The 23,029-nt window shown below is 66.8% G+C and carries 17 protein-coding genes and 3 pseudogenes; 16 read left to right on the top strand and 4 right to left on the bottom strand.

Annotated features, from left to right (window positions below; translation table 11 throughout):
• From ACFC96_RS06110 to ACFC96_RS06070, 9 genes are all read left to right on the top strand, one after another.
• On the top strand, positions 1-1,601 hold a 1,601-nt coding region (locus ACFC96_RS06110), incomplete at its 5' end, for an amino acid adenylation domain-containing protein (RefSeq protein WP_376610508.1).
• Between the two features lie 107 nt (positions 1,602-1,708).
• A complete protein-coding gene (locus ACFC96_RS06105) occupies positions 1,709-1,939 on the top strand; it encodes an acyl carrier protein (RefSeq protein ID WP_340457862.1) in 231 nt (76 codons plus the stop codon).
• Positions 1,936-3,408: an amino acid adenylation domain-containing protein gene (locus tag ACFC96_RS06100; RefSeq protein ID WP_376610506.1), complete on the top strand. Its 1,473-nt coding sequence runs from the start codon at positions 1,936-1,938 to the stop codon at positions 3,406-3,408. The genes ACFC96_RS06105 and ACFC96_RS06100 overlap by 4 nt, the downstream gene beginning before the upstream one ends.
• Positions 3,409-3,479: 71 nt before the next feature.
• Positions 3,480-3,899: an aspartate 1-decarboxylase gene (gene panD / locus ACFC96_RS06095; RefSeq protein WP_376610504.1), complete on the top strand. Its 420-nt coding sequence runs from the start codon at positions 3,480-3,482 to the stop codon at positions 3,897-3,899.
• Positions 3,900-4,064: 165 nt separating this feature from the next.
• Positions 4,065-4,943 carry a dimethylargininase gene (ddaH, locus tag ACFC96_RS06090; protein WP_340457866.1) on the top strand — a complete coding sequence of 293 codons (879 nt, stop codon included), beginning with the start codon at positions 4,065-4,067 and terminating at the stop codon, positions 4,941-4,943.
• A gap of 569 nt (positions 4,944-5,512) precedes the next feature.
• A complete protein-coding gene (locus ACFC96_RS06085) occupies positions 5,513-6,130 on the top strand; it encodes a 4'-phosphopantetheinyl transferase family protein (protein ID WP_376610502.1) in 618 nt (205 codons plus the stop codon).
• A 759-nt stretch (positions 6,131-6,889) separates the two neighbouring features.
• Positions 6,890-7,084: a DUF6417 family protein gene (locus tag ACFC96_RS06080; RefSeq protein ID WP_376610500.1), complete on the top strand. Its 195-nt coding sequence runs from the start codon at positions 6,890-6,892 to the stop codon at positions 7,082-7,084.
• Between the two features lie 641 nt (positions 7,085-7,725).
• Positions 7,726-8,292, top strand: coding sequence for an SUKH-4 family immunity protein (locus ACFC96_RS06075; RefSeq protein WP_376610499.1), 567 nt, complete (start codon positions 7,726-7,728; stop codon positions 8,290-8,292).
• A 198-nt stretch (positions 8,293-8,490) separates the two neighbouring features.
• Positions 8,491-9,261, top strand: coding sequence for a PepSY domain-containing protein (locus ACFC96_RS06070; protein WP_376610497.1), 771 nt, complete (start codon positions 8,491-8,493; stop codon positions 9,259-9,261).
• A 643-nt stretch (positions 9,262-9,904) separates the two neighbouring features.
• Here ACFC96_RS06070 and ACFC96_RS06065 read toward each other — a convergent pair.
• Positions 9,905-10,876, bottom strand: a complete 972-nt coding sequence (locus ACFC96_RS06065; protein WP_376610495.1) for a hypothetical protein — start codon at positions 10,874-10,876, stop codon at positions 9,905-9,907.
• A 1,295-nt stretch (positions 10,877-12,171) separates the two neighbouring features.
• Here ACFC96_RS06065 and ACFC96_RS06060 point away from each other — a divergent pair.
• From ACFC96_RS06060 to ACFC96_RS06050, 3 genes and pseudogenes are all read left to right on the top strand, one after another.
• Positions 12,172-12,962: pseudogene (locus tag ACFC96_RS06060) on the top strand (IS5 family transposase).
• A gap of 302 nt (positions 12,963-13,264) precedes the next feature.
• A complete protein-coding gene (locus ACFC96_RS06055) occupies positions 13,265-13,699 on the top strand; it encodes a signal protein (protein ID WP_340457872.1) in 435 nt (144 codons plus the stop codon).
• 379 nt (positions 13,700-14,078) lie between these two features.
• Positions 14,079-14,639, top strand: a complete 561-nt coding sequence (locus ACFC96_RS06050; protein ID WP_340457873.1) for a DUF6817 domain-containing protein — start codon at positions 14,079-14,081, stop codon at positions 14,637-14,639.
• Positions 14,640-14,718: 79 nt separating this feature from the next.
• On the opposite strand, the gene ACFC96_RS06045 is transcribed toward ACFC96_RS06050, so the two are convergent.
• Together ACFC96_RS06045 and ACFC96_RS06040 are read right to left on the bottom strand one after the other, a co-directional pair.
• Positions 14,719-15,414, bottom strand: a complete 696-nt coding sequence (locus tag ACFC96_RS06045; protein ID WP_376610493.1) for a type 1 glutamine amidotransferase domain-containing protein — start codon at positions 15,412-15,414, stop codon at positions 14,719-14,721.
• 356 nt (positions 15,415-15,770) lie between these two features.
• A complete protein-coding gene (locus ACFC96_RS06040; protein ID WP_376610491.1) occupies positions 15,771-16,325 on the bottom strand; it encodes a hypothetical protein in 555 nt (184 codons plus the stop codon).
• Between the two features lie 493 nt (positions 16,326-16,818).
• Between ACFC96_RS06040 and ACFC96_RS06035 the strand changes: the two are divergent.
• Both ACFC96_RS06035 and ACFC96_RS06030 read left to right on the top strand, forming a co-directional pair.
• A pseudogene (locus ACFC96_RS06035) lies at positions 16,819-17,129 on the top strand (alpha/beta hydrolase fold domain-containing protein); the annotation flags it as partial.
• Positions 17,130-17,181: 52 nt separating this feature from the next.
• Entirely contained in the window at positions 17,182-17,586 is a 405-nt protein-coding gene (locus ACFC96_RS06030) for a nuclear transport factor 2 family protein (protein WP_376223595.1), read from the top strand.
• Between the two features lie 362 nt (positions 17,587-17,948).
• Here ACFC96_RS06030 and ACFC96_RS06025 read toward each other — a convergent pair.
• A pseudogene (locus tag ACFC96_RS06025) lies at positions 17,949-18,244 on the bottom strand (IS5/IS1182 family transposase); the annotation flags it as partial.
• A 493-nt stretch (positions 18,245-18,737) separates the two neighbouring features.
• Here ACFC96_RS06025 and ACFC96_RS06020 point away from each other — a divergent pair.
• A complete protein-coding gene (locus tag ACFC96_RS06020; RefSeq protein WP_376610489.1) occupies positions 18,738-19,994 on the top strand; it encodes a hypothetical protein in 1,257 nt (418 codons plus the stop codon).
• 764 nt (positions 19,995-20,758) lie between these two features.
• Positions 20,759-22,888, top strand: a complete 2,130-nt coding sequence (locus tag ACFC96_RS06015; RefSeq protein ID WP_376610488.1) for a WD40 repeat domain-containing serine/threonine protein kinase — start codon at positions 20,759-20,761, stop codon at positions 22,886-22,888.
• Positions 22,889-23,029 lie beyond the last annotated feature (141 nt).

The raw sequence follows: 23,029 nt of genomic DNA, 5'->3' as shown, positions 1-23,029 counted from the left end.
GCGCCGCCTACGTGCCGATCGACCTGGAATACCCGGCCGAGCGCATCACCTACATGCTCACCGACGCCCACCCCACCCTCACCCTCACCACCACCAAGGCCGCCCAAGACCTGCCTGCCAGTGGTCGCTACCTCCTCCTGGACGCCCCCGACGTTCAGGACCAGCTGGCCGCCCACACCACCCACAACCCCACCGACGAACACCGACCCACCCCCCTCCACGCCCACCACCCCGCCTACGTCATCTACACCTCCGGATCCACCGGACAACCCAAAGGCGTCGTGATGACCGTCGAAGCGGTCCTCAACGTCCTGGCCTGGCACGACTCCCACTTCCCGACCATGCCGGGTATCACCACGGCCCAGTTCCGGACGATCAGCTTTGACGTGTCGATGCAGGAGATCTTCTCCGCGTTGCTCTTCGGGAAGCGGCTGGCTGTCCCGGCCGGGGACACCCACCGCGATCCGGCACAGCTGGCACGCTGGCTCGATGCCCACCAGGTCAACGAACTCTTCGCACCCAACACCGTGATCGAAGCCGTCACCGAGACCGCACACGAACTCGGCATCGACCTCACCCACCTCACCGACATCGCCCACGCGGGTGAACCGCTCGTGCTGAGTCCGAAGATGCGAGAGTTCTACCAGCGCGAGGGTCGGCGTCTGCACAACCATTACGGGACGACGGAGACGTGTTTCTCCACCGGTTGGGACGGCAGGGGGATCGAGAACGAACTGATCCCTCCCATTGGTACTCCGGTCTGGAACACGCGGATGTACGTTCTGGATGCACGGCTGCGGCCGGTGCCGGTGGGCGTGAGTGGTGAGCTCTACATAGCCGGGCCGGTGCAAGCGCGCGGGTATCTGGGGCGTGCAGGGCTCACGGCGGAGCGCTTCGTGGCCTGCCCGTTCGGCGCTCCTGGTGAACGTATGTACCGCACCGGGGACCTGGCCCGCTGGCGTGCCGACGGCAACTTGGAGCACCTGGGACGCGCGGACCACCAAGTAAAGATCCGCGGCTTCCGCATCGAGCTCAGCGAGGTCGAAGCCGCGCTGGCCGCCCAGCCCGGAGTACGCCAGGCCGCTGTGGTGGTACGTGAGGACCGACCCGGTGACCAACGACTGGTCGGCTACACCATTCCCGCACCGGGACAGGAGCTGGAAGCCCAGGAGCTGCGTCGGGGCACGGCTCGGACTCTCCCGGACTACATGGTGCCCGCCGCGATCGTTGTCCTTGACGCGCTGCCGCTGAGCCCGAACGGCAAACTGGACCGCCGAGCCCTGCCGGCCCCGGATCTGAGCAGCACGACAGGACGCGCCCCGCGCACCCCCCGCGAAGAAACACTGTGCGCCCTGTTCGGCGAGGTGCTGGGCCTGGAGCAGGTCAGCATCGATGACAGCTTCTTCGACCTCGGCGGCCACTCCTTGCTCGCCACCCGCTTGATCAGTCGTATTCGCACCACTGAGGGCGTCGAACTGCCCATCCGTATTCTGTTCGAGGCGCCCACCGTAGCCGAATTGGCGGAACGGCTGGGCCATGACGCGGCGAAGTCGCAACGTCCGAAGCTGCGCCGGATGCCGCGCCCGTCCGACGACGCATAGTGCTCGACATTAATCTCAGAACCATTTAAAGGACGGCGATTTCCGAAGGCGCTGCTTGCGGCGCCTCGGTTCGCCCTTCAGTGAAGAAGCAACGGAGAGCCAAGGTAATGAACAGCTCACTTGATGTGGTGATCGAGGTCTACGGGAAGGTCCTGGGCACATCGGAAGTCGACGCGGAGTCTGACTTTTTCGATATCGGCGGTCACTCCCTGCTGGTCATGGAAGTCATATCCATCCTGCGTACGGAGTACGGGGTGAGCGTCCCCGCGCGCCAGTTCCTCACAGACGCGCGGGCGGAAGCTGTCGCGGCAGCGTGCGTCACCATCGAGGGTGAGTGAGGGCCTTGGTGAGTCCGACTGCCATCAGTTCGGTTCCACAGCTCGTCCTGGACCAGGCGCGGCGACAGCCGCAGGCGTTGGCCGTTGAGTTCGAGGGGGACAGCACTACCTATCGGCAGCTCGTTCTGCGGGCAGGGGGAATCGCCAAAGCTCTGAAGCGGCGCGGGGTTCGGCCCGGTGCGGTGGTCGCGGTGCAGCAGGATCGCGGGAGCAATGTGCTGGCCGCTCAGTTGGGGATCTGGATCATGGGAGGCATCTCTCTCACGCTCCCACTCGACATGCCGAACGGCCGCGTCGGGGCGATCCTCACCGACGCCGAGCCGGAAGCGCTGATCCGGGATGAGTCGGGCTCGCCGGATGCGGGTTCCCTGGACTTGCCCCATGTGATCGACGTCGCCGAGTGTGGCGAGTCCGAGCCGACTCCGCTCGATGTACGCGGCGGCAGTGCGTATCTCATATACACCTCGGGGTCGACCGGGACCCCCAAAGGGGTGCTCGTCGGGCACGACTCCTTCGTGCTGTTGGCGCAGTGGCACGCCGACACCTACGGGGTTACTCCTGCGGACAGGGCTTCTTCGGTAGCGGCCATGTCGTTCGATGCCTTCATGTGGGAGACGTGGCCATATCTCTCCCGTGGTGCGTCCGTTCATTTCGCACCTGCGGAACTGAAGTTGGCTCCCTGGGAACTCGGAGACTGGTACAAGGCACGAGCAATCGACCTGTCGTTCCTGCCCACTCCGCTTGCCGAGGCGTACCTGCGTCATGGCACCCACTTCGGGCAGCTCCGCTGCCTGCTCACCGGAGGGGACCGGCTGCGTCTGCAGGACGGACACCCCCTCCGGCGCTTCGTCAATCACTACGGCCCCACGGAGACGACCGTAGTCGCCACCAGCCACGAAGTGGCACCGAACAGTACCGGCCCCGTCCCGATCGGCCGGGCGATTGGCTCCGCTAGGACCATCGTGTTCGACGGTGAGCGGGAGACCGCGAGTGGGGCCGAGGGCGAACTTCTCGTCAGCGGAGGGTGCCTGGCCTTGGGGTACTGGAGGAACCAGAGCGCGACCGGGAGGAGCTTCGTGCGCGTCACCGGCTCTCCGGACCGGTGGTACCGCACGGGTGATCTCGTTCGCGAGAACGACAAGGGCGACCTGGAGTTCCTCGGGCGGATCGACCGACAGATCAAGATCCGCGGCGTACGGGTTGAGCTGGGGGAGATCGAGGGAGTGCTAGGCCGGCACCCCGGAGTGGACGACGTCCTGGTCGACTGGGACCAGGACGGGGCCCGGCTCACCGCCTACGTGGTCGGTGACGAGGCCAGGGCCGACGCCCGCTCGTCCTCGCTGCTCAACGAATTCGCGCGGCAGCACCTTCCCTCCGAAATGGTTCCCCAGAACTTCACCTTCCTGGACAGCCTTCCCCTGACGGCGCACGGAAAGATCGACCGTGCCGCCCTCCTGCGAACCCTCTGATCGCCGGGTCATCCCGTGCCGTGTGACGCGCGGGAATTCATCTTTCCTTCCTTCAGAAAGGCACACGCCTCATGTTCAGGTCCATGATGAAGTCGAAGATTCACCGGGCGACTGTTACGCAGGCCGATCTCCACTATGTGGGGTCGGTCACGGTCAGTGCCGACCTCATGGAGGCGGCGAATCTCCTGCCCGGCGAGAAGGTCGACATCGTCGACATCAACAATGGAGCAAGGCTGACTACGTATGTCATCGAAGGGCCCCGGGACTCGGGCGTCATAGGTATCAATGGCGCCGCGGCGCGGCTGATCAGCCCCGGGGATCTGGTCATCCTGATCGCATATGCGCTCGTGTCGGAGTCGGACGCCCGGGACTTCACACCCCGTGTGGTCTTCGTCGACGCGGACAATGCCCCCATGACCGTGGGCGCGGATCCCACCGAAGCGCCGGAAGGGTCCGGTCTGATCTCGGGAAGCCAGCTCCAGATGTCCTAGCGCTTCGTGTGCCGGACGAACCCACCGCCTGCCACGGCGCCGAGTGCGCGTCACAAGACGACGCGCCTTCTCTACTCGCGGTCGACCGGGGTCGATCACCTCATGTCAACGATCCGCGAGCGTGACGGCTTGAACGATCGCGCAGCGATCCTCTGGAGGAACCCCATGCCCCACACCGACCCCATCCCGTCGGCCACCGCCTACCCGAGCACCACCGTGCGCCCGCACCCGGTCATGCGCACGGCCACCCTCCGGCGGTACTTGATGTGCCCGCCGAGCCACTTCGACGTCACCTACTCCATCAATCCGTGGATGGAGCCGGAGAAGCCCGTCGACGCGGACAAGGCCCTCGTGCAGTGGGAGAACCTTCGCGCGCTCTATCGCGATCTGGGACATACGGTCGAGGAGATCGAGCCCATACCCGGGCTACCGGACATGGTGTTTGCCGCGAACGGCGCCACTGTGGTCGACGGTAAGGTGCTGGGAGCGCGCTTTCGGCATGTGGAGCGCACCGCCGAAGGACCCGCTTATCTGAACTGGTTCAAGGACCATGGATACGGCGACATTCACTGGCCCGAGCACATCAACGAAGGCGAGGGCGACTACCTCGTCGTCGGACGGCGGCTGCTCGCCGGAACGGGGTTTCGTACCGACGCCCGGTCCCATGCCGAGGCACAGGAGTACTTCGGCTTGCCAGTCACCGGACTTGTTCTGGTCAACCCCAAGCACTACCACTTGGACACGGCGCTGGCAGTGCTCTCGGATCACGAGATCATGTACTACCCGGCGGCCTTCTCGTCCGGAAGTCAGAAAGTGCTGAAGGAAATGTTCCCCGACGCGATCGTCGCCACGGACGAGGACGCGGCCGTGTTCGGTCTCAACGCGCTGTCAGATGGTCGACACGTTCTCCTGCCGGAGACCGCCACGCAGCTCGCGGCTGACCTCCGAAAGCGTGGATTCGAGCCCATCGGCGTCGACTTGACCGAGCTCCTCAAGGCCGGAGGCAGCGTCAAGTGCTGCACCCTTGAGCTGCGCGAAAACTGAGGTTCACGGTACTCGGATGCCGGATGACATCAGCCGGCATCCGAGTGCTCCGCCGAGGCGGACTCGGATCAAGTAGCTTGTCGCCAAGCTGATCCACTTTCGCTGTCAGGATGGCTCGGCGACCGGACGAAGGAGAGCGATCCCGTTCCGTCGCCGTCCGAAACTCATTCGCCTACGGGAGTAGGCCGAAGCGGCCCTATCGAGCCCCTTGCGAGCAGTTCCTGGACGCGGTCACCCTGGCGAGGGCAGCGCTTGGTTCTCGTGGCACCCCAGCGAACAGAACCGCACGTTTCGACAAGCCGGATGGGCCAATTCCTGGACGAGACGGTGGACATTTGTCGGAACCAAGACATGGATCAGAGCCGGCGTCTGGGGCCGGCCGCTGCACCAACTCGACCGCTTCACCATGTAGGAGACGATTCAAATTGGTCGGTACGCGTGCTCTCGTCCTTTCGCCAGCTTGGCTGGACCTGACACGCCCCGACGCCTCGCAGTACGGCCAGGCACTGCCAGGCACCAGGGCGCTGCTCCTAGTCGACGTCGCGGAGCAGGCCGTAACAGCCGCCAGGATGGCGCCGCGACTGTTGGACGCGCGGGAGCGCACCCGGGCCGCAGCGTTCCGCAACGCCGAGGACCGCGCCAGCTATTTGGTCGCGCACGTCGGGCTGCGTCTGCTGCTCGGGCACCTTACCGGCGGTGACCCGGCCCGCCTCCGCATGGGCCGGGCGGCGTGCCCCGGTTGCCGGGGACCGGACGGACGGCCGGTGCTGGTGGGGGACGACCTCTCCTTCTCCCTGTCCCACACTCGGGCGCTCGTGCTGCTGGCCGTCGCCGATGTGCCCATAGGGGTAGACGTGGAAGCGGTGCCATCTGCCTCAGTCGTCGCGGACACGGCCTCGATGTTGCCCTCCGCCGAGCAGCGGGAGTTGGCAGAACTTCCGCTGGCCGCGCGCCCGGATGCGTTTGTGCGCGCCTGGGCGCGCAGGGAGGCATGTGGCAAAGCGACGGGCACGGGTCTGGCCCACGGAGGAATGGAGCGCTTCGTGGGGACGGGCCCTTCCCCTGCCGAGGTGGGGCCGGAGCTGGAGCTGCACGATGTTGCAGCTCCTGACGGATACGCGGCTGCTGCAGCACTGACACTGGGTGAGGAGGGAAAGGCGCGGCGGGGCATCGAACCTGGCCAGTGAGCCCAGCGAGAACCCCTACCACCCGTCGTCGGCCGTGTACGCCCCGACCAGCGCAGGGGACTGTGCTGGCTTGAGGAAATTAGACCCGCAGTGAGCACGGCCCCGGGCGAGAGGTCACACTGCGGCCATGGGGCCCCTAGGGGAGTCCCTTGCCATGGCGGCTACGGCGCTCCGGTAGCGGTCGCTGACGTGAGCCGAGCGCGTCGGCCGGTGACCATGGTGCGCCACCGTTGGCGCACCGCCTGCTGCTCGCCGAGCCACCGTGCACGGGAAGGGGTGTCGAGCGCAAGGTCGGCCATAAAGTGAGCGATGTCGATGTAGTAGGCGTAGTAGCCCTCGCGGGTCAGCTCGCGGAGTCGTCTGATCCTGGAGGTGACGCCGTCCTGATCGTCGCGGATGGCGCGGTTGAAGACGCGTGCCAGTTCCAGCTTGGCCGCGCGAGCAGGCCATCGAGCCGGCGGGCGACTGGCTCGATGCCGCCACCGAATGCCGACAGCGCGGCGGCGACCCGGGTCCCGGGTTCTAAATCACACTCCCTACACCGACGCTTGGCAGCGACTGATGTCAGGGAGTGGCGCCTGGCGCCGTCGGCCTGCGTAACTGGGGGCGGTGCGTTCGTCCTCGGGCCACACGCTCTTGTGGCCTTGGGCGCAAGTGGAGGCGGGAGCGGGCTGAGGCGACAGGCAGCGTTTGTCCTCCATTCGGTTGTGCGGGGCTGCCCGGTCGATGCTCTTGGCGTCGATGGTCGTTAGTACCGGCATGAATCCAGATGCCGTCAGCGTGATCCCCGAGCAGGACACTTCAACCCATCGCCTGGAGTTGCTCACTCTTGAGGAAGCCCACGACTTGATGCGCCTGCTGCAGATGATTGCTGCGGAGGGCCCGGACGAACTGAGCGAGGAAGCACAGTGGTTCGCGCGTGAGATCGCGGAGCGCATCCCCTCGGAGAACTGAGCGTCTGTGTCTCCTTGCAGGCGGGAGCGTCGCTGCCGGGGACATCCACCAGGACTATGTCCAGGCAGGGCAGTACGGAGGGGGCCGGGGCTGTATCGCAGCGCCGTCCCCCTCACAAGTACGAGGGGCTGGTCCTCCTTTGGCGCTTCGACCACCAGCGGGATCCGCACGTCATCGACCATGCGGACGGGGGCCCGCCGTCCACGCCCGCCTTGCGGCGGGGTCATGGGGTCGAGCAGTTCCTTGGGCCGTGCGGCTCACCCGAACGTCCAGGAGCGAGAGGTCTTGGGGTGGTCGTGGATACGGAATCGGCTTGTTTGTCTCGCTATGCAGCTGACCGGAGCCCGGCCGTTGGCGATATGGACCTGCATGGATGAACCCGGCCCCCGGGAACCCCACACGCCCGGCACGGGGTCCCGACTCCAGCTGCCGTTTCACCACGAACGGACCGCCGCCCACGATCAGTGTCACGCCGCCTCGGCACCGACCGCCCTCACCTCACGAATGCGGAAGAAGCCGCGCCAGCCTGCCCAATAGGCAATGGGCCATGTGGCTGCCAAGCGAGTACAACTCCAGTCCGCTCTTTCCAGCAGGGCAAAGGTAGGGTTCGGGCCCGGCCATTGCAGATGACGGGGGCGTCAGTGGCGCTGTTTTATGAAGACTTGAGCCATGACGATCTGACCGATTGGGCCGGTGGGGAGCACGTCCACCGGGCCGACCCTGCGGTCGTCGTCGGCTGGCAGATCCCCGATGAGCACAAGAGGTTGTTGGCGGAGGTCGGAGTGCCCGAAGTCGAAAACCTGATCGACCAGGTGTGCTTTCAGCCCGATCCGCAGCGTACCCTCCTCACTCGTGAGGGCGCCCCGCACTATCGGCTGACAGAGGAAACCAGTCGCACCAGCGGGGGCGCCACTTTGACGTGGACCTTCTGCGCCGAGCCTGGCACCGGTGCGGTGTACTACGTCCTACCCGATGGCGAGGCGTGGTTCGCCAATTCCTCCGTCGCGCTGTGGCTGCAGAGCCTGCACCACTATGGCCTGAGGGTCGACACCTGCGATCTCCTCCTCAATGCGGACTTCCACGAGGAGGACGCGGTGCTCGCCGAGCTCCAAGAACTCACGGCAGAGCTCAAGGAGATCGACCCCGCCGCTTTCGAGGGCTACCGCGGCTTCATATGGGCGGAGTTCCTCGCCCGCTGGCTCTGGTAGCCCGCGCCGCGTAGCCGTGGCTCGGCGTGCACCCTGTCGTCGCCCGCGAGAACATGAAGGGATCGCGAGCCCCTGACCCTCAGCCCGTGGCGGACCTGGCTCGGAGACCGGCCAAGAGCCGGCGCGCCGCATGGACGATCGGGTGACTCCGGCCGTCGGGCAACATGGCCGATCGGTGTGAGGGCTAGGCATGGGGTCATGAGACTTGAGTCCCGCCGCAAGAAGATCGGCATCCCGCGCGCCCGCACCCTTCATGTCGTCGGCGCCGTGTGTGCCGTCGTAGCCTCAGCGGCACTGATGACAGGTTGCGGCGGGGACGGTGGCAAGACGACAGCCGCAGCGAGCAAGGAGGCGGTTCCGATCCCGCCGGCCACACCGTCGGACGGCCCCTCCGGCAGCACGCAGCTCACTGAGGACCAGACTGCCCGCAAGGAGCTGCTCGGTGTCACCAAGGTCACCTTCGACAAGGCCGCTGCCACGGCAGTGGGCGAGGTCTCGGGCAGCAAGCTCGCAGAACTCGACCTGAAGGGCCTCGACGACAACGACAACGACAACGACAAGAGCATGAGCCCCAGTCCCAGCGGGACCCCCAGCCCTAGCCCGAGCGGGAGCTCCGCCGCCCCGGAATGGGTCGCTGAGGTCGTCGAGAAAGACGGGACCACGCACACCGTCCGCATCGACGCCATCTCGGGCAAGGTGATCCAGACCGTCGCGGAGACCGACCAGGATGCCGGCGACAAGCGTGAGATGGCCGACCGGATCGCCCGTGCCACGCAGACGCCGCAGGAGGCGGCCAAGGTCGCCACGGACAAGCAGAAGGGCACGGTCACCTCCATCAACCTGGATGACAACGACAACAAGACCCTTATCTGGTCTGTCGAGGTCGTTTCCAAGGACTGGAACAAGACCGACTTCGAGATCGACGCGGTGAAGGGAACCATCACCCGCGAGGAGGTCGACCGCGACTGACGCGCTGCCGCCGGGGGAGGCAGGAGAGCCGGCCTCCCACGAGCACAACTCCGGGCCGGACCACGGAGATCGGCTGGAAGCACGCGGGACACTACGTGCCAGGACACCACTCGGCAGTGCTCTGGTGGCGAGATTGGCGAGGCTCGGCAACTGCTCTGGGGCACCGCGGCGGTGAACACGTGGGAACTCCCCTGCGGGCGTGCGTGTTGTCAGGCTCGCTGGCGCCGGCAGCGCGGCCCGAGGCCGACGGTCCCGGCCTGGGCGAAGCGGCTGGCTGTGCCGGACTCTGAGGCGCGGGTGTGCTCGGAGGTGGGGGTCGATCGGCTGATCCGCGCGGCGCGAGGTGCATCTGTGAGAGAAGACGCCGCCGTGGCGGATGCGGTGTGAGACAACAGGGCGGGCGGAGGAAATCCTTGGCGTCCACATCGAGGTTCTGGACTTCTCGCCCCAGTGGTAAGTCGCGTGCCTGTTCCTGCGTCATCTCCCGCTGATGGCTACGTCATGATGCTTCGTCACCACTGCAATCGAGGCTGAGCTCGCATGCGTAGCGGTGAAGGCCGCGTCCAGCCCCCGTGCTCCTGCGAGACAAGGGAGGCCGTACCCCGCCACCGCGTGCGGTGGCGGGGCCCAACGTGCGCACATCTCAGGGGTTGGTGACACGCCAGGTGTAGTTCGGGTTGACGACGGCGACGGTTAGGTTCGAGCAGCCGAAGATGATGCCGGGTGTGTACGTGGTGGAGTCAGAGGGGCTGAGCAGGTGCCAGACGCCGTTCTCCATCTGCTGCATGCTAGATGCGCTGAACGTGAGGCCTTGGGTGTCGGCGCAGATGTACGGCTGAGCGGTCGACGGGTCGGTGTCGGAGTACACCTCGAATGCGTCCCAGCCGTGGACGTTTGTGCCGGACGGGTTGTTCGGGTCCTGACCAGAGGAGGTGTAGTAGGAGTCCCAGGCACTGGTGGTGAAGTTGTAGAGGAGCATCTCCCAGGTGTTGGCGGTGGTGTCCGTCTGCCGGATCCACACCCGGTAGCCGCCGTTCTGCACGTAGGTCGACAGGAACGCCGAATCCATCAGCGTAAATTTGCCGACCGTCTGCCCGTTGCACCAGTCCCAGGCCCAGATCTCGGCTTTGCTGGTGAAGTAGGCGGTGGTGTTCTCGATGCAGGCGTTGCCCGCCGGATACAGCGTCGGTGCGTAGATGACGTCCGGTGAGTGCGAGGTGCGGAAGCTCGGCAGGACCGAGTGCGTGGCGTAGGCCCCCGTCGGCGCCGGTGCGCCGGACGGGGAGACCGCCCAGAATTGGTGGCGCGGGATGGCCGCGGCCGCGGTGGACTTGGCCGGCCCCTGCGCGCCCTGAAGGGCGGCGTAGTGGTTCGCACGGTGGGCCTTGGTCTGACGGGCCGACAACTGCGCTGCTGCAGAGCTGCCGGTAATGCCGGGTGCTCTATGCGTGCTGATGAGTTCGTTGGCGGGCGACGCGGCGTGGGTTGCACCGGCCGACTGGGGTGACTGGGTTGCCTGCGCCGGAACGGTGAAGAACGTGAGCGCGGCGGCAAGGAGCGTGACAGCCGATATCGACCAGGTGTGTCTATTCATGAGCCGCTTGAAGTTGCTCATAGAGCTCCCATCGAAAGGATTTCGCTTCAGATGCGCTGTTCAGGTTCCGCCGCGAGCGACAGGCGACAGGACCTGCTCGACGCCCGCGGTGAGGTGCTCAACCGCTGGACGCCCTCACGCCGCGGTCCGGCCGCCGTAGAAAGAGAGGCGGTCAGCGTGGCGTTGAGCGATAGGACGCCCACCAGGCGTGCTGCCTTGGTGAGTCGAGGGAGTGGCCATGACACCTCATTGATCCGCGCGCGGTGAATGGAGGGAGGCTTGCTTCCCGTGACCCTGCTGTCATGACACTCCGTCGAGGACTGGATGAATGATCGGCGCGCGGGAACGTCTGTCGGATGGCCTGTCTCACATCGCGCGGAGGAGCCTTGGCAGCAGCGCTTGAGTGAGCATCAACTAGGTGAGAATGACCGGTCTTGGTGGACCCCCTGTCGCTGCCGTGGGAGGGGCGTGCTGAAGGACGCGATCACACCGGCGCCGGCTGCGGACAGTCGGCGCCAGCGCACGCTCTGCTGAGGGTGGCAACATCATCGCCTCTTCGCCGTCGTGCACCAGTAGGCCAACCGGCCCGCCAGAGACCCGGCACGGCCACCTTCGCAGAATGTTCGCTTGAGCGCGGATACGTGGCCGGGCGGCTTTGCGCCATGGCTGAAACCCGCCACAGTGGGCCATTCCCTTTGTCTGGGTTCAGCGCCACCTGGCACCGAGGGGTAGTCCGAGAAATGCCATAGCGGCAAACGATTTTGAGAACGCGTCGGCCAGCGCCAGCACACTGGGGATCAGCAACGCTGCTGCTGCCCATGGTCACGGTGCCGCTGGCGGGACGCCTGAGCGACATCCGCTTGCGGCCAGGGTCTCCGCTGACTGAAGAGCTCGGCGAATGGTGCGCCGCCAGCGTGCACATGACGGACGAGCCGTGATCGTCGGTCAGGTACAGAGACCGAGCGGGCCGCCGTTCGTGCTCTACGGCTGCACGAGGCACGCCGCTGCCTCACCGAAGGCCGTAATACGTAAGACCCTTCGGGACCGAGTGATCGAGTCCGGCTGACACTCCGCCGTCGGCATGTCGGCACATAGCGGTGACGGGATGGGGCCGCCCCGCTTCATGGCAGGAGCGGGGCCGGAGTCCACATGTCAGACGCTCATTCGCCTCACCTCGCTCATCTGTGTGGGTCCCGGAGAGATCTGGGGCCCTTGCGTTCTCGCGGCGTGCGCAGCGCAGCCACCACTGCCAACCCGGTCTCGCCTCGTGGATAAGACGGTGTCCTACATGGTGAGGCTGGGTAGTGCTCCTCAATATGGTTCAGGGGACGTGGAGTTGGATTGTTCCGGATGGGCTGTGGGAGATCGCCAGGCCGTTGATTCCGGCGGATCGGGTGCGGCCTCAGGGTCGCGGAAAGCAGAACACGCCTGATGAGACGCTGTTCGCCGCGATCACCTACGTACTGGTCAGCGGTTGCGCCTGGCGGGCGTTGCCGCCCTGTTTTGGGGTGTCGAAGTCGACGGTGCACCGGCGGTTCTTGATCTGGTCGAGAGCCGGTGTGTGGGGTCGGCTGCACGAGGCGGTTGTGCACCGGTTGGACGATGCCGGCCTCGTCGACGTCTCGCGAGTCGTGCTGGACTCCGCGCACGTGCGGGCAAAAAAAGGGGGCGAACCCGCAGGTCCGAGCCCCGTGGACCGGGGCAAGCCGGGTTCCAAGATGCACGTCCTGTCGGACGCGAACGGACTGCCCCTCATCGTCGGTCTCTCCGCCGCCAACGTCCACGACAGCCTCGTGCTGAAACCCATGGTCCAGGGTCACCAAACGAGACATGACCCCGCCTTCACGCCGACAAGGCCTACGACATCCCTCACCTGCGGTGACGGCTCTGGGGCAAGCACATCGGGGTCTGCATCGCCCGCAAGGATGTCGAGTCCAGCGAACGATTAGGGCGCCGCAGGTGGGTGATCGAGCGGACGATGTCGTGGCTGACGGGCTACCGCAGACTCAGCCCTCGTTATGAGCGCCAATCTGCCCACTATCTGGCCTTTCTCGGCCTCGCCGCAGCCCTCTGCTGCTATAAACGGCTCCTGAAACTCACCATGTAGGACACCGTCTAAGGTGTCCGCGCATGCCGCGCTTGTCATGAGGACAAGGCGGCGTGCCTGGTGGGGGAGGGGCCCAGATGAGGTTCACGGCTGGAACGGCGGGGCTGGCTGCTGTTGCGCTGGCTGCATTGGCGGGGTGCGGGACGCAGAAGGCCGCAGACCCGGGGGACGCGGGAGGGCGGGCATCGGCAGAGCCCTCTCTCACTGCGTCGTCCGCGACTGCGAACGCTCGCCTGTCTTCTGCGGAACTGCAGGGGCGATGGTGGACATGGGCAGCATCGGAGCCTGAGGAGAGCAACCCTGTGGCTGACGAGGACGGAAGTGAGTGCGAGCGCAACCAGCCGCGAGACGTGTGGTTCTTGGCCGGTACCTTCGGCGGTCACGCCATGCGCGCATGCACCGTTCCCAGCGGTCGTCCGATCGCTTTCCCCGTCGTGAATTTCTTCGGAGAGGGTTCGGACTGTGCCCTCTTCATGAGCAGCGCGCAGGGGACTGTGCTCCTGGACGGCAAAGCGGTCAAGCCGGAGGCCTACCGGGACAACTCGATCACGGTGCAAAGCGCTCCAGGCAACGCAGTCACCGGAGAGGAGGGGAGCTTCACCACTGCAGGATGCGGCTTGTGGGTCCAGTTGCTCTCCCTCGAGCCTGGGGCGCACACACTGAAGATCCGAGGACAGTCAGATGACTTTTCGATCGATGTGGACTACGCGTTGACAGTCGAGGCCTCGTCGAAGTAGGCCAGTCGCACGGCGAAGGCCTCCCGGCGACACTCCTCGGAGTCTTCTGTACCTCGACGGGACCACCCCTCACGTACGCAGCCATGACAGCAAGTGCCTGGCTCCCGCGCGATACGAGTGTCCGTACTTCATCAAGGCTCGCGCAGAGCTGCGTAGTGGCACAGCAAGCGATCGAGAAAGCCGGGATCCTCTGACTTCAACCCATGATGCAAGTCAAAGCTTGGGCACTGCGCAGAAATCCCTAGGATTGACTGGGGTTTTGGGGTCCACAATGATGAGCGCGGGACCCAGGCGACAACCCGTCCGGTGCTTCACGGGTCCGGACCACAGACGAAGGCGCGGGCGGGTGCCGACCTCGTGAGCCAGAAGGACACTGCCCGTGCCTGCTTCTCCTGCCCCGGCCGATCAGGCCATTGCGTTACTGGGCAAGCTCGGTGCTGCGGACATCGCTCATCCGGGTGGCACTCTCGTCGCCCACCTCCAGCGTGTCCAGGACCAACTCACTGTATGGGGAGCCCGTCCCGCCCTCCAGGTCGCGGGTCTGTGCCACGCCTTCTACGGCACCGACGGCTTCCCCACCGCCTTGCTGTCTCTGGACCGGCGCGCCGAACTTGCAGAGGTGATCGGTACCGAGGCTGAAGCCATTGTGTATCTCTACGCATCGTGCGACCGCAGGGCCACGTATCCGACGCTGATGGATGCTACGGGGGCTTTCCGGGATCGGTTCACCGGCCTTCATCATGCTCCGGAACCGCTCCTTCGACGGGACTTCGCTGAGCTGTCCGCCGCCAACGAACTCGACCTTGCCCGGACTGACCCCGCGTTCCGCGAGAAGTGGGGGGCCGAACTCCTGTCTCTGTTTACACGATTCCAGCCCCTGCTGAGCCACCCTGCCTGGTCGGACTGCCGCACGGTGCTTGCGGCGGCAACGCAGGACTGAGCCAGCTCCTTACGTCCGTTGGGGACACCTGTCACTCGACAGGTGACCGAACTCCGTCCCACTACGCCGCGGGACGGGGTCAGTTGAGGATTTCCAGCATCCGCTTTCCCAGGACCGCGGCCGAAGCCGGGTTCTGCCCGGTGACCAGATTGCGGTCCTCGACCATGTACGGCTCCCACATCGGGCCGCGGCTGAAGTTGACCCCGACCTTCTCCTGGACGTCGGTCTCCAGCAGCCACGTCACCCTGGAGGCGAGCCCGACGCCCTCTTCTTCCTCATTGGTGAAGCAGGTGATGTTGTAGTCCTTGAACGGTGACTCGCCGTGGATCACGGTGGCCAGCAATGAGGCGGGGCCGTGGCAGACGATGAACAGCGGGTTGCCCGAGGCCAGCTGCTGCGTCAGCAGCCGTCCCATGTCGGCGTCGAACGCCAGGTCCGACATCGGGCCGTGACCGCCCGGTACGTACACCGCGTCGTAGTCCTCCAGGCGCACGTCCGACAACTGCAGTGGCCGGCGCATCGCCTCCGCGGAACGGATGATGGCCTCCAACTCAAGGGCGCTGTCGTTGCCGCCGACCATCTCGGGGCGCAGACTCATCATGTCGACGGTCGGGATGACGCCGCTCGGCGTCGCGACGATTACCTCGTGACCGGCGTCCGTGAGGATCTTGTACGGGTTCGCGAATTCCTCGGCCCAGTATCCCGTCGCGTACCTCGTGCCGTCCTTCAGCACCCAGTAGGCGGCTCCGCTGACGATGAACAGCACTTTCGCCATGGTTAAAGATCTCCTCTCGGATACACAAGAGGGTTCGGCGAGACGACCCATGAAACCTGTCCGCTCCGCCGAGTTCCACCCTTCTGGGACCCTATGCACGTCTGCCGACCGGCGCACCCGGACGTTCTCTCCGCACGGCTGCCCGCCTGGAGCGAAGCGGGGAGTGGGAAGTGCTCAACCTTCGCAGCCGAGGAGCGCAATCCGGTCACATGTCCAGGACCACGTCGGCACAGCGCGGTCTCGCAGGCGCGACAAACCCCGGTCCGGCTGAGCCAGCGAGTCGATATCCGGACGATCAACGCTGTGCGGACGGTTGTAGGGAGCTGGATCCGGATCCGGGCCGTGGTGGGGCGCACTCACCCGTTCGAATGAGTCCGGACGGAGACGGTGCGTGTCTTGCTCAGGATCCAGAAGACGGTCCCGGTCGCTGCGCCGTAAACCAGGTGGGGGCCGAGGTCGTCCGCGAGGGTCTTGCGGTCGTACTTCCAGATGGGCTCGTAGAGCCCCGCGATCGGCAAGGTGATGTAGCCACTGATCCAAACGGCCGCGCCGAACGGCACACCGTAGACCACAGAGGGCAGCTTGCGCTCCGAGCCGGCGACTACGCCGTAGAGCGCCCCGTAGGCCGCGCCGTACGACCAGTGCATGAGCGTGCTGACCGGCCAGGCCGCGGCATCCGGGAGCTCGCGCTGGGTGAAGCCCTCGATCAGGCGCTTGCCGACCTGCCCGGGATCCGGAGCCTCCTTCCAGGTGCGGACGGGAGCGAACTCCCACCGCAGGGGATTGCGCTCACCACCGGACCGGCGCTGCCGCAGGAACCGCACCGTGTCCATGCACACGGTGCCGACCAGGCCGGCGGCCAGACCCGACGCGATCGCGCTGAGCGGAGTCCACTGCTTCGGAGTGCGCATTCTGCAACGCTCCTGCTGGTCTTGGCGATACGCGGCCGTTAGGCACGACGGCCCGCGACCCGGCGACGCCGATATCTCCCCCCAGGCATGCTTACACGCACACCGTCACGGCACCATTCGGGGTGGGAAGGCCGTGGGCAGGCGGCCGCGTCGCGTCGTACCCCCGAGGATCGCCACTGACTCGTCGCTGTGCGTTTGCGTCCGACGGCGCGCGGTTCGAGTGTTGAGTCGAAAGAGCCGCACGTGGGCGCTGTTGTTGCGTGAGCGGCCCGCGGCCCTGCTCCAGCGCACGCCAGGAGACTTGATCATGGCTGCAGGTGTCCACCCCGCCCGCTCCCGTGCCGGAGGTGGTCGCGAAGCAATTGGCCTAGATCATCTCCCCGCATCCGCGTATCTACGAGATGTTTCTGAACCAGGGCCGGGCCCCTCTCAACCAACTGCAGGCCGGCCAAGGTGTGGGCCAAACCCGAGGTCGACGAAAGGTGGGTGGCTGTTCTGGGACCAGTAACCAGTGCCCCCGCGCAGCGCATCGAGCCGTACGCGGCCCCGCTGCGGGGCGAGCCTGGACCAGTTGCGTGGCCTGCCGACAGCTCGCGCGATCACCGTCGATGCCCGACCTGCTGCGCGATGAGAGAGGAGCCTGGGCCGCCAGGCTGCGCGAAGCGGGGGTGGACGACCACCGCGGTGCGGGTCCTCGGGCTGGTGCGCGACATCCTCATGCTCGACAGCCTGCGTCACACCTACGGCACCAGGGTCGACCGTCACCCGGCCATCGACGCACTCAAGACCGCGCTGGACAACTGAGAAGACGTCGTCGGCGCAGACGGCGAACTCGGCTCCATAAAGGGAGAAAACGATGGATCCCGATAGCCAGACCAGGGCCGCTGTCGAGGAACACTGGCGGGCGTCGGAACGCGGGGATACCGAAGCCGAGCACGCCATCTATGCCGAGGACGCGATCCTCGACTACCCGCAGTCAGGTGAAAGGTTCCGGGGCCGCTCGACGATCGCGGAGCAACGCGGCGGGCACCCTGCCAGTCGGCACTTCACCGTCCACCGAATCGTCGGTGGTGGGGATCTCTGGGTGAGTGAGTGCGTCATCACATACGACGGGGTGCCCAGCTACTCAGTGAGCATCATGGAATTTGCGCACGGGCAGGTGGTACACGAGACGCAGTACTTCGCCGACGCCTTCGGCGCGCCTCAATGGCGGACAGCACTCGCGGAGCCGATGCCGGGCAGGGATATTTCCAAGGCTTGATCCTGGGCCAGGTCGCAAAGCACGCGCTCGCGCGTGCCGATCTGCTCCAGGACGGGTCCAAGACGAGGAGTGCCGGTCCTGCCGCCGCGCCAGGCTCGGCTCACCCCGGCCGCCTCGGCGGCGATGAGTACCGTCTGGGTGGCGCGTACGGTCAAGCCGCTCCCAACAGGCCCGCGCCTCACGCTTCACGCCGGCCGCCGCCACGCGCGTCGGTACTCCCGTGCGAACCTCGCAGATCAGGGAGCATCCAGATAATGTGCTCAATGAGACAGGACGGGAGTTCGCCGACCAGGTTGGTGAGGTCCGCGATTCCGAGACACCGGCCTTCTCGATAACACCTCGTGATGGTTTGTCGTCAAATTTCATGCGGTGCAGCCGTGTTCGAACTGGAGCAGGACAAGGGCGGCGCGGGCGATCCGGGTGATCGCCTCGAGGCCGAGGCTGACCCGGCGCAAGGCCTTGAAGGTGACCTTGAGCAGCGCTGGCGCACTCGGCCGCGCCGCGGACGGCGACGCTGAACGTGCCCTGCTCTTCGGTGAGTTCGCCGCCCTTGGGCCTCTTGACGAGGTGGCGGAGACCGTCGGCAGCGTTCTCGTAGCCGAGGTCGGTCAGGGTGGGGATGGCCAGAGTGAGCGGCGAGCCGGTTCAGGGCGTCGACCGGGGGCCTTACCGATGATCTGGATTTCGTATGCAGGCTGGGGATAGGGCCGAGGCGACAAGTTTCGCTGATTGTCGGCAGAATTAGGGCAAAGCGCCAGCGAGTTCGAGATCGGCGGCCTGGTCATGGGGATGCGACTCAACATGGGTGATGTCTTCGACCAGGCCGATCAACTGCGCGTAATCCTTGCCTATTTGTTGTGTCTCTATGAGGTAGCCCGAGCAAGGTGACAGAGTCGGCGAGGGCAGCGTCCCTGACGGATTCGGGGACGTGGTGGGAAGTTCGGAGGCTCACAGGGTTGCCCCTGTTTCCAGTGGAGTTGGCGCTGCTTGACCACCACCGCCAACAGACGGGTCGTGCTACTGCGGCCGAGGGTGTTCCGACAGCCATGGCACAGAGGTGGGGCGTGTCTGCGTATCCCTGACGTGCGCGGGTGTAAGGGTTCGGCGAACGATCGTCCATGACGACGGGGTGACTCCGACCGATGAACGCGATGCCGACTGTTGTCTCTGCCGAGCCCGCACAACACGACAGCACACTCCCGGGCCCGCCGGTCGACCTGCGCGAGCAGTCGAGCAGGTTGGTGCGGCGCTATGGGCCGGCGGTCGGGTGCTACGCGGCACTGAAGCTGGCCGGCTTCGGGGTCTTCATGTGGCTGGTCGACTACTCCGGCTACCACCTCACGAAGGAACTGCGCCTGGGTGGCGGAGCCCACCCGTGGGACGTGCTCGCTTCCTTTGACGGCTGGTGGTACCAACAGGTCGCGGAGTTCGGGTACAACCCCCAACTGGTGCCGATCATCGGCTCCCCCTGGTACACGTATCAGCCGAACTCGGCCGCGTTCTTCCCGCTCTACCCGGGCCTGATGCGCATGGTCTCGGAGTTCACCGGTCTCGGCCTGTACGGCGCAGGGATGCTGGTATCGGTGGTTGCTTCGCTGTTCGCCGCGGCCGGTATCTTCGCCGTCGCGGAGAGGCTCGGCGGAGTCCGGGCCGGTGTGATCGCGGCGGGCCTGTGGGCGGTCGTCCCGGGATCCGGCGCGGAGTGGGCGGTCTACTCGGACTCCACCTTCACCGCGCTCGCCGCGTGGTCCTGCTACGCCGTGATGACCCGACGGTGGATCGCTGCCGGACTGCTCGCCCTGGTGGCCGGGCTCAACCGGCCGACCTCGGCGACCCTGATCGCGGCGGTGTGCCTGGCGGCGCTCGTCGCTCTTCTGCGGCGCACGGACGGAACCCGGCGTCCTCTTGCCGCGATGGCGCTGGCTCCGATCGGGCTGTTGGGGTACGTGGGCTGGGTGAGCTGGCGTATGGGCGACTGGGGCGGCTACTTCAAGCTCCAGAGAGGAGCCTGGCTGCACTTCTTCGACTGGGGCCAGCACAATGCCACCGTGATGCGAGGCATCCTGCTCGGCCGCAACGATGACTTCTTCGCCGCGCCCATCCCCGATCTGCTGGCGGCACTGATCGTCATGGCGTTGCCCATCCTGATCGTCCTGGTGGTGCGGCTGCGCCCGCCGGCCGTTCTGATGGTGCACACGCTGCTCACCGTCGCTACCGTGCTCGGCAGCCAGCAGATGTTCTGCAACGTCGCGCGCTTTCTGTTGCCCGCCTTCCCGTTGTTCATCCCGCTGGCGATTGCCCTGAGCAGGCTTCGCCGACCTGCCCTGGTGACTGTCCTCGGCACCTGCGCTCTCGCCTCCGGGTGGTTCGCCGGATTCGCGATGTTCGAACTCGGTGGTGCCCCCTAGCAACAGCCGGCCGCACGTTGAACTGCGCGTTTCGTATGGCTGGTTGTGCCCCGGCTGACGGAGTTCGCGGCGGCCTCGGAAGAGGGGTGCCGCAGCCGCGCGCGAGGCCGAGAGTGGCTGGGCCGGGTACCGGCTGGCGCCCCCGGGCCCTGCACGCGGCAACAGACTCACCATGTTCCACTCTGAGTTGGTTCGCAGCTTTCCCGACAGGCCGGAACTTGCCCCGACGAGAGCAGCATCCACCCGCTTCCGCGGCGAGTTCCCACAGGCCGCGCTGCGCATTGATCGGGGTCCTGCTGGGATCCATGCGGCGAGCAGGATGAGGAACACCGCGGCAAACCCCTTCCTCGTCGACTGGGATGCATCAGGTCCGGGCTCCCTCCGAACTCGACCTGTGCGGCGTCGTACAGCAGACTCACCCTTGCGGCCTTGATCTGATCAACAGCGCTCGGCAAAGCGCCTGATCACACCCAGTCCGCACCGCTGTCGTATCGGCTCTCAACATCCGACAGGCATTCAACTGCCCGTATCAGAGGGAACGTTAGGCCGGGTCCGGGCGGCCGGAGCCGGCTGTCGTCGGACCCCCGCTTGTGACAGGGCCGCGACAGACGCCCCGGCCGGGGCTCCATTACGCTGACGCTCGAACCGGCGCGAGCCTCGATGGAGCGCCGGGTTCCGTCCAGTGAGGACGCGTTGTGTCGTGTCCTCGTACGAGGCAGCTGCCCGCGTGGCGCAGGCACGACCAGCTAGGGGTGACAGTCGGCATGTCCCAACCGGACCATGGCCCGCGCGCGGTTCCGCACCTGGCCGGCGCCCCGGGGTGGCCGGCCGATCCGCCGCCGGTCCGCCCGCTGGGATCCGGCGATCCGGCCACCGCGGGCCCGTACCGGCTGGAGGGCCTGCTCGGTTCGGGCGGCATGGGCCGGGTCTACCTGGCGCGCACCCCGGCCGGGAGCGCGGTGGCGATCAAGGTCGTGCACCGCGAGTACGCGGCCGACGCGTCGTTCCGTAAGCGGTTCGAGCAGGAGGTGTCCGCGGCCCGGCGGGTGCAGGGCCTGTACACCGTGCCGGTCGTCGACGCGGATCTGGGCACCGACGAACCGTGGCTGGCCACGGCGTACGTCCCCGGGCCGGCCCTGCACGACGCGGTGGCCGCGCGAGGGCCGCTGGCGGCAGAGGCGGTGCTGGCGCTGACGGCGCAGGTGGCCGAGGCACTGCAGTCCATCCACGCGGCCGGGGTGATCCACCGCGATCTGAAGCCCTCCAACATCCTCCTCAGCGCCGACGGCCCCAAGGTCATCGACTTCGGGATCGCCCGGGCCACAGACGTCACTTCGGTGACGAGCACGGGCATGCTGGCCGGGACGCCCGGCTACATGGCGCCCGAGTACATCAGGGGCGAGAGCCTCACCGAGGCCGTCGACGTCTTCGCGCTCGGCGCCATCGCCGCCTACGCTGCCACCGCGCGACCCGCGTTCGGCGGCAGCGGGCACAGTGTGCTGTACCGCATCCTCGAACAGGCGCCGGATCTCGACGGCTGCCCCGAGCCCGTCCGGACCGTGGCCGCCCGCTGCCTGGCGAAGGATCCAGCGGAACGGCCGGACCTGGCCGAGATCATCCGCCTGTGCCGTACCGGCGGCCCCGACCGGCCGGACCCCGCCGTACCGCCGCAGCCGACCGTCGTCGACCCCGCACCGGACTTCCACAACGCCGCCACCGCGCCCGCGGCGCCACAGGCGCGGAACCCCGAGTCCGGGCAGGCGGGTTCGGCGCAGCCGCCGGACGCCGCCACCGGACCCGATCCGGCGCATCCCGCACCGCCCACGGACACACCGACGATGTCGGTGCCCGCGCTGGTGGGCGGCATCGGGGTGCTGGCCGTGGTCGCCGTACTGGTCGCAGTGCTGCTGCCCGGCAACTCCTCCGACCGCGACACACCCACCGAGTTGAAACCGGCCGCCACGCTCGGGGGTTACCCCAAGGGCAAGGGGCCCGAAGGCGTGGCGTTCAGCCCCGACGGCGCCACCCTCGCGACGGGTGCCGGGGACGGCACGGTGAGGTTGTGGGACGTGGCCGGACGCAAGGTGCGGGCGAGGTTCGGCCCGCGGACGACGCCCGGCAAAACCCCGGTCGCGGTGACCACGGTCGCCTTCAGTCCCGACGGCCGACTGCTCGCCGCCGGAACGGCCGGCAACGTCGTCACGCTGTGGGACGTCGCCGGGCGGCGGCAGGTCGCCTCCATCACCACGACCGACGAGGATTCGGACTCCCTCGACAGCGTGGCGTTCAGTCCCGACGGCCGACTTCTGGCCACCGCGAGCGAGGGCGGCGCGCAGCTCTGGAACGCAAAAAGCGGCTCGGATCTGGGCAAACGGGTCGCCGTTCTCGACGACGACATGTGGGCGCGGCAGGTGGCGTTCAGCCGGGACGGCAGGACGGTGGCCACCGTGGGCTACCCCCACGACCAGGGCTCCGGTTCCGAGTGGACCGTGCAGCTCTGGGACGTGGCCCGGCACAAGGCGCGCAAGGAGCTTTTCCGCGCCGAGGAAATCTACGGCGTCTCGTACAGCGCCGACGGCAAAACCATCGCCACCGCCGCCGAGAACCGGAGGGTCGAGCTGTGGAACGTGTCCGACGGCCGTGCCACGGGCAGCGTCGACGAGACGACCAGCGTGCCGGTCCAGAGCGTGGAGTACAGCCCTCGCGGCTCCACCCTCGCCGTGTTCGACGGCGATGTGGTCCGGCTCTGGGACATGGCCGAGAACAAGCTGACGTACCGGCTGGTCGGCAACCACTGGAACGTCCAGACACTGGCGTTCAGCCCCGACGGCACGAAGGTCGCCACGACAAGCTCCGACGGTGTCGTGTACCTCTGGAAGACCCCGGCGTCCTGACCGGATCCGCACCGGTCGGGCCGCATCCACGCCTCACACACCACAGAGGAGGCACTGGGCGCGGATCGCCTCGTCGGCATGCCTACCGGCGAACCGTCCATCGGCGTCCCCCGGAGCCGCCTTGGAGGCCTCACCCGCCGA

It is taken from the genome of Streptomyces sp. NPDC055955 (genome assembly GCF_042270245.1).
Taxonomy (GTDB): Bacteria; Actinomycetota; Actinomycetes; order Streptomycetales; family Streptomycetaceae; genus Streptomyces.
The sequence above is the reverse complement of the archived record's forward strand: the minus strand, read 5'-3'. Positions and strand labels throughout refer to the sequence as shown.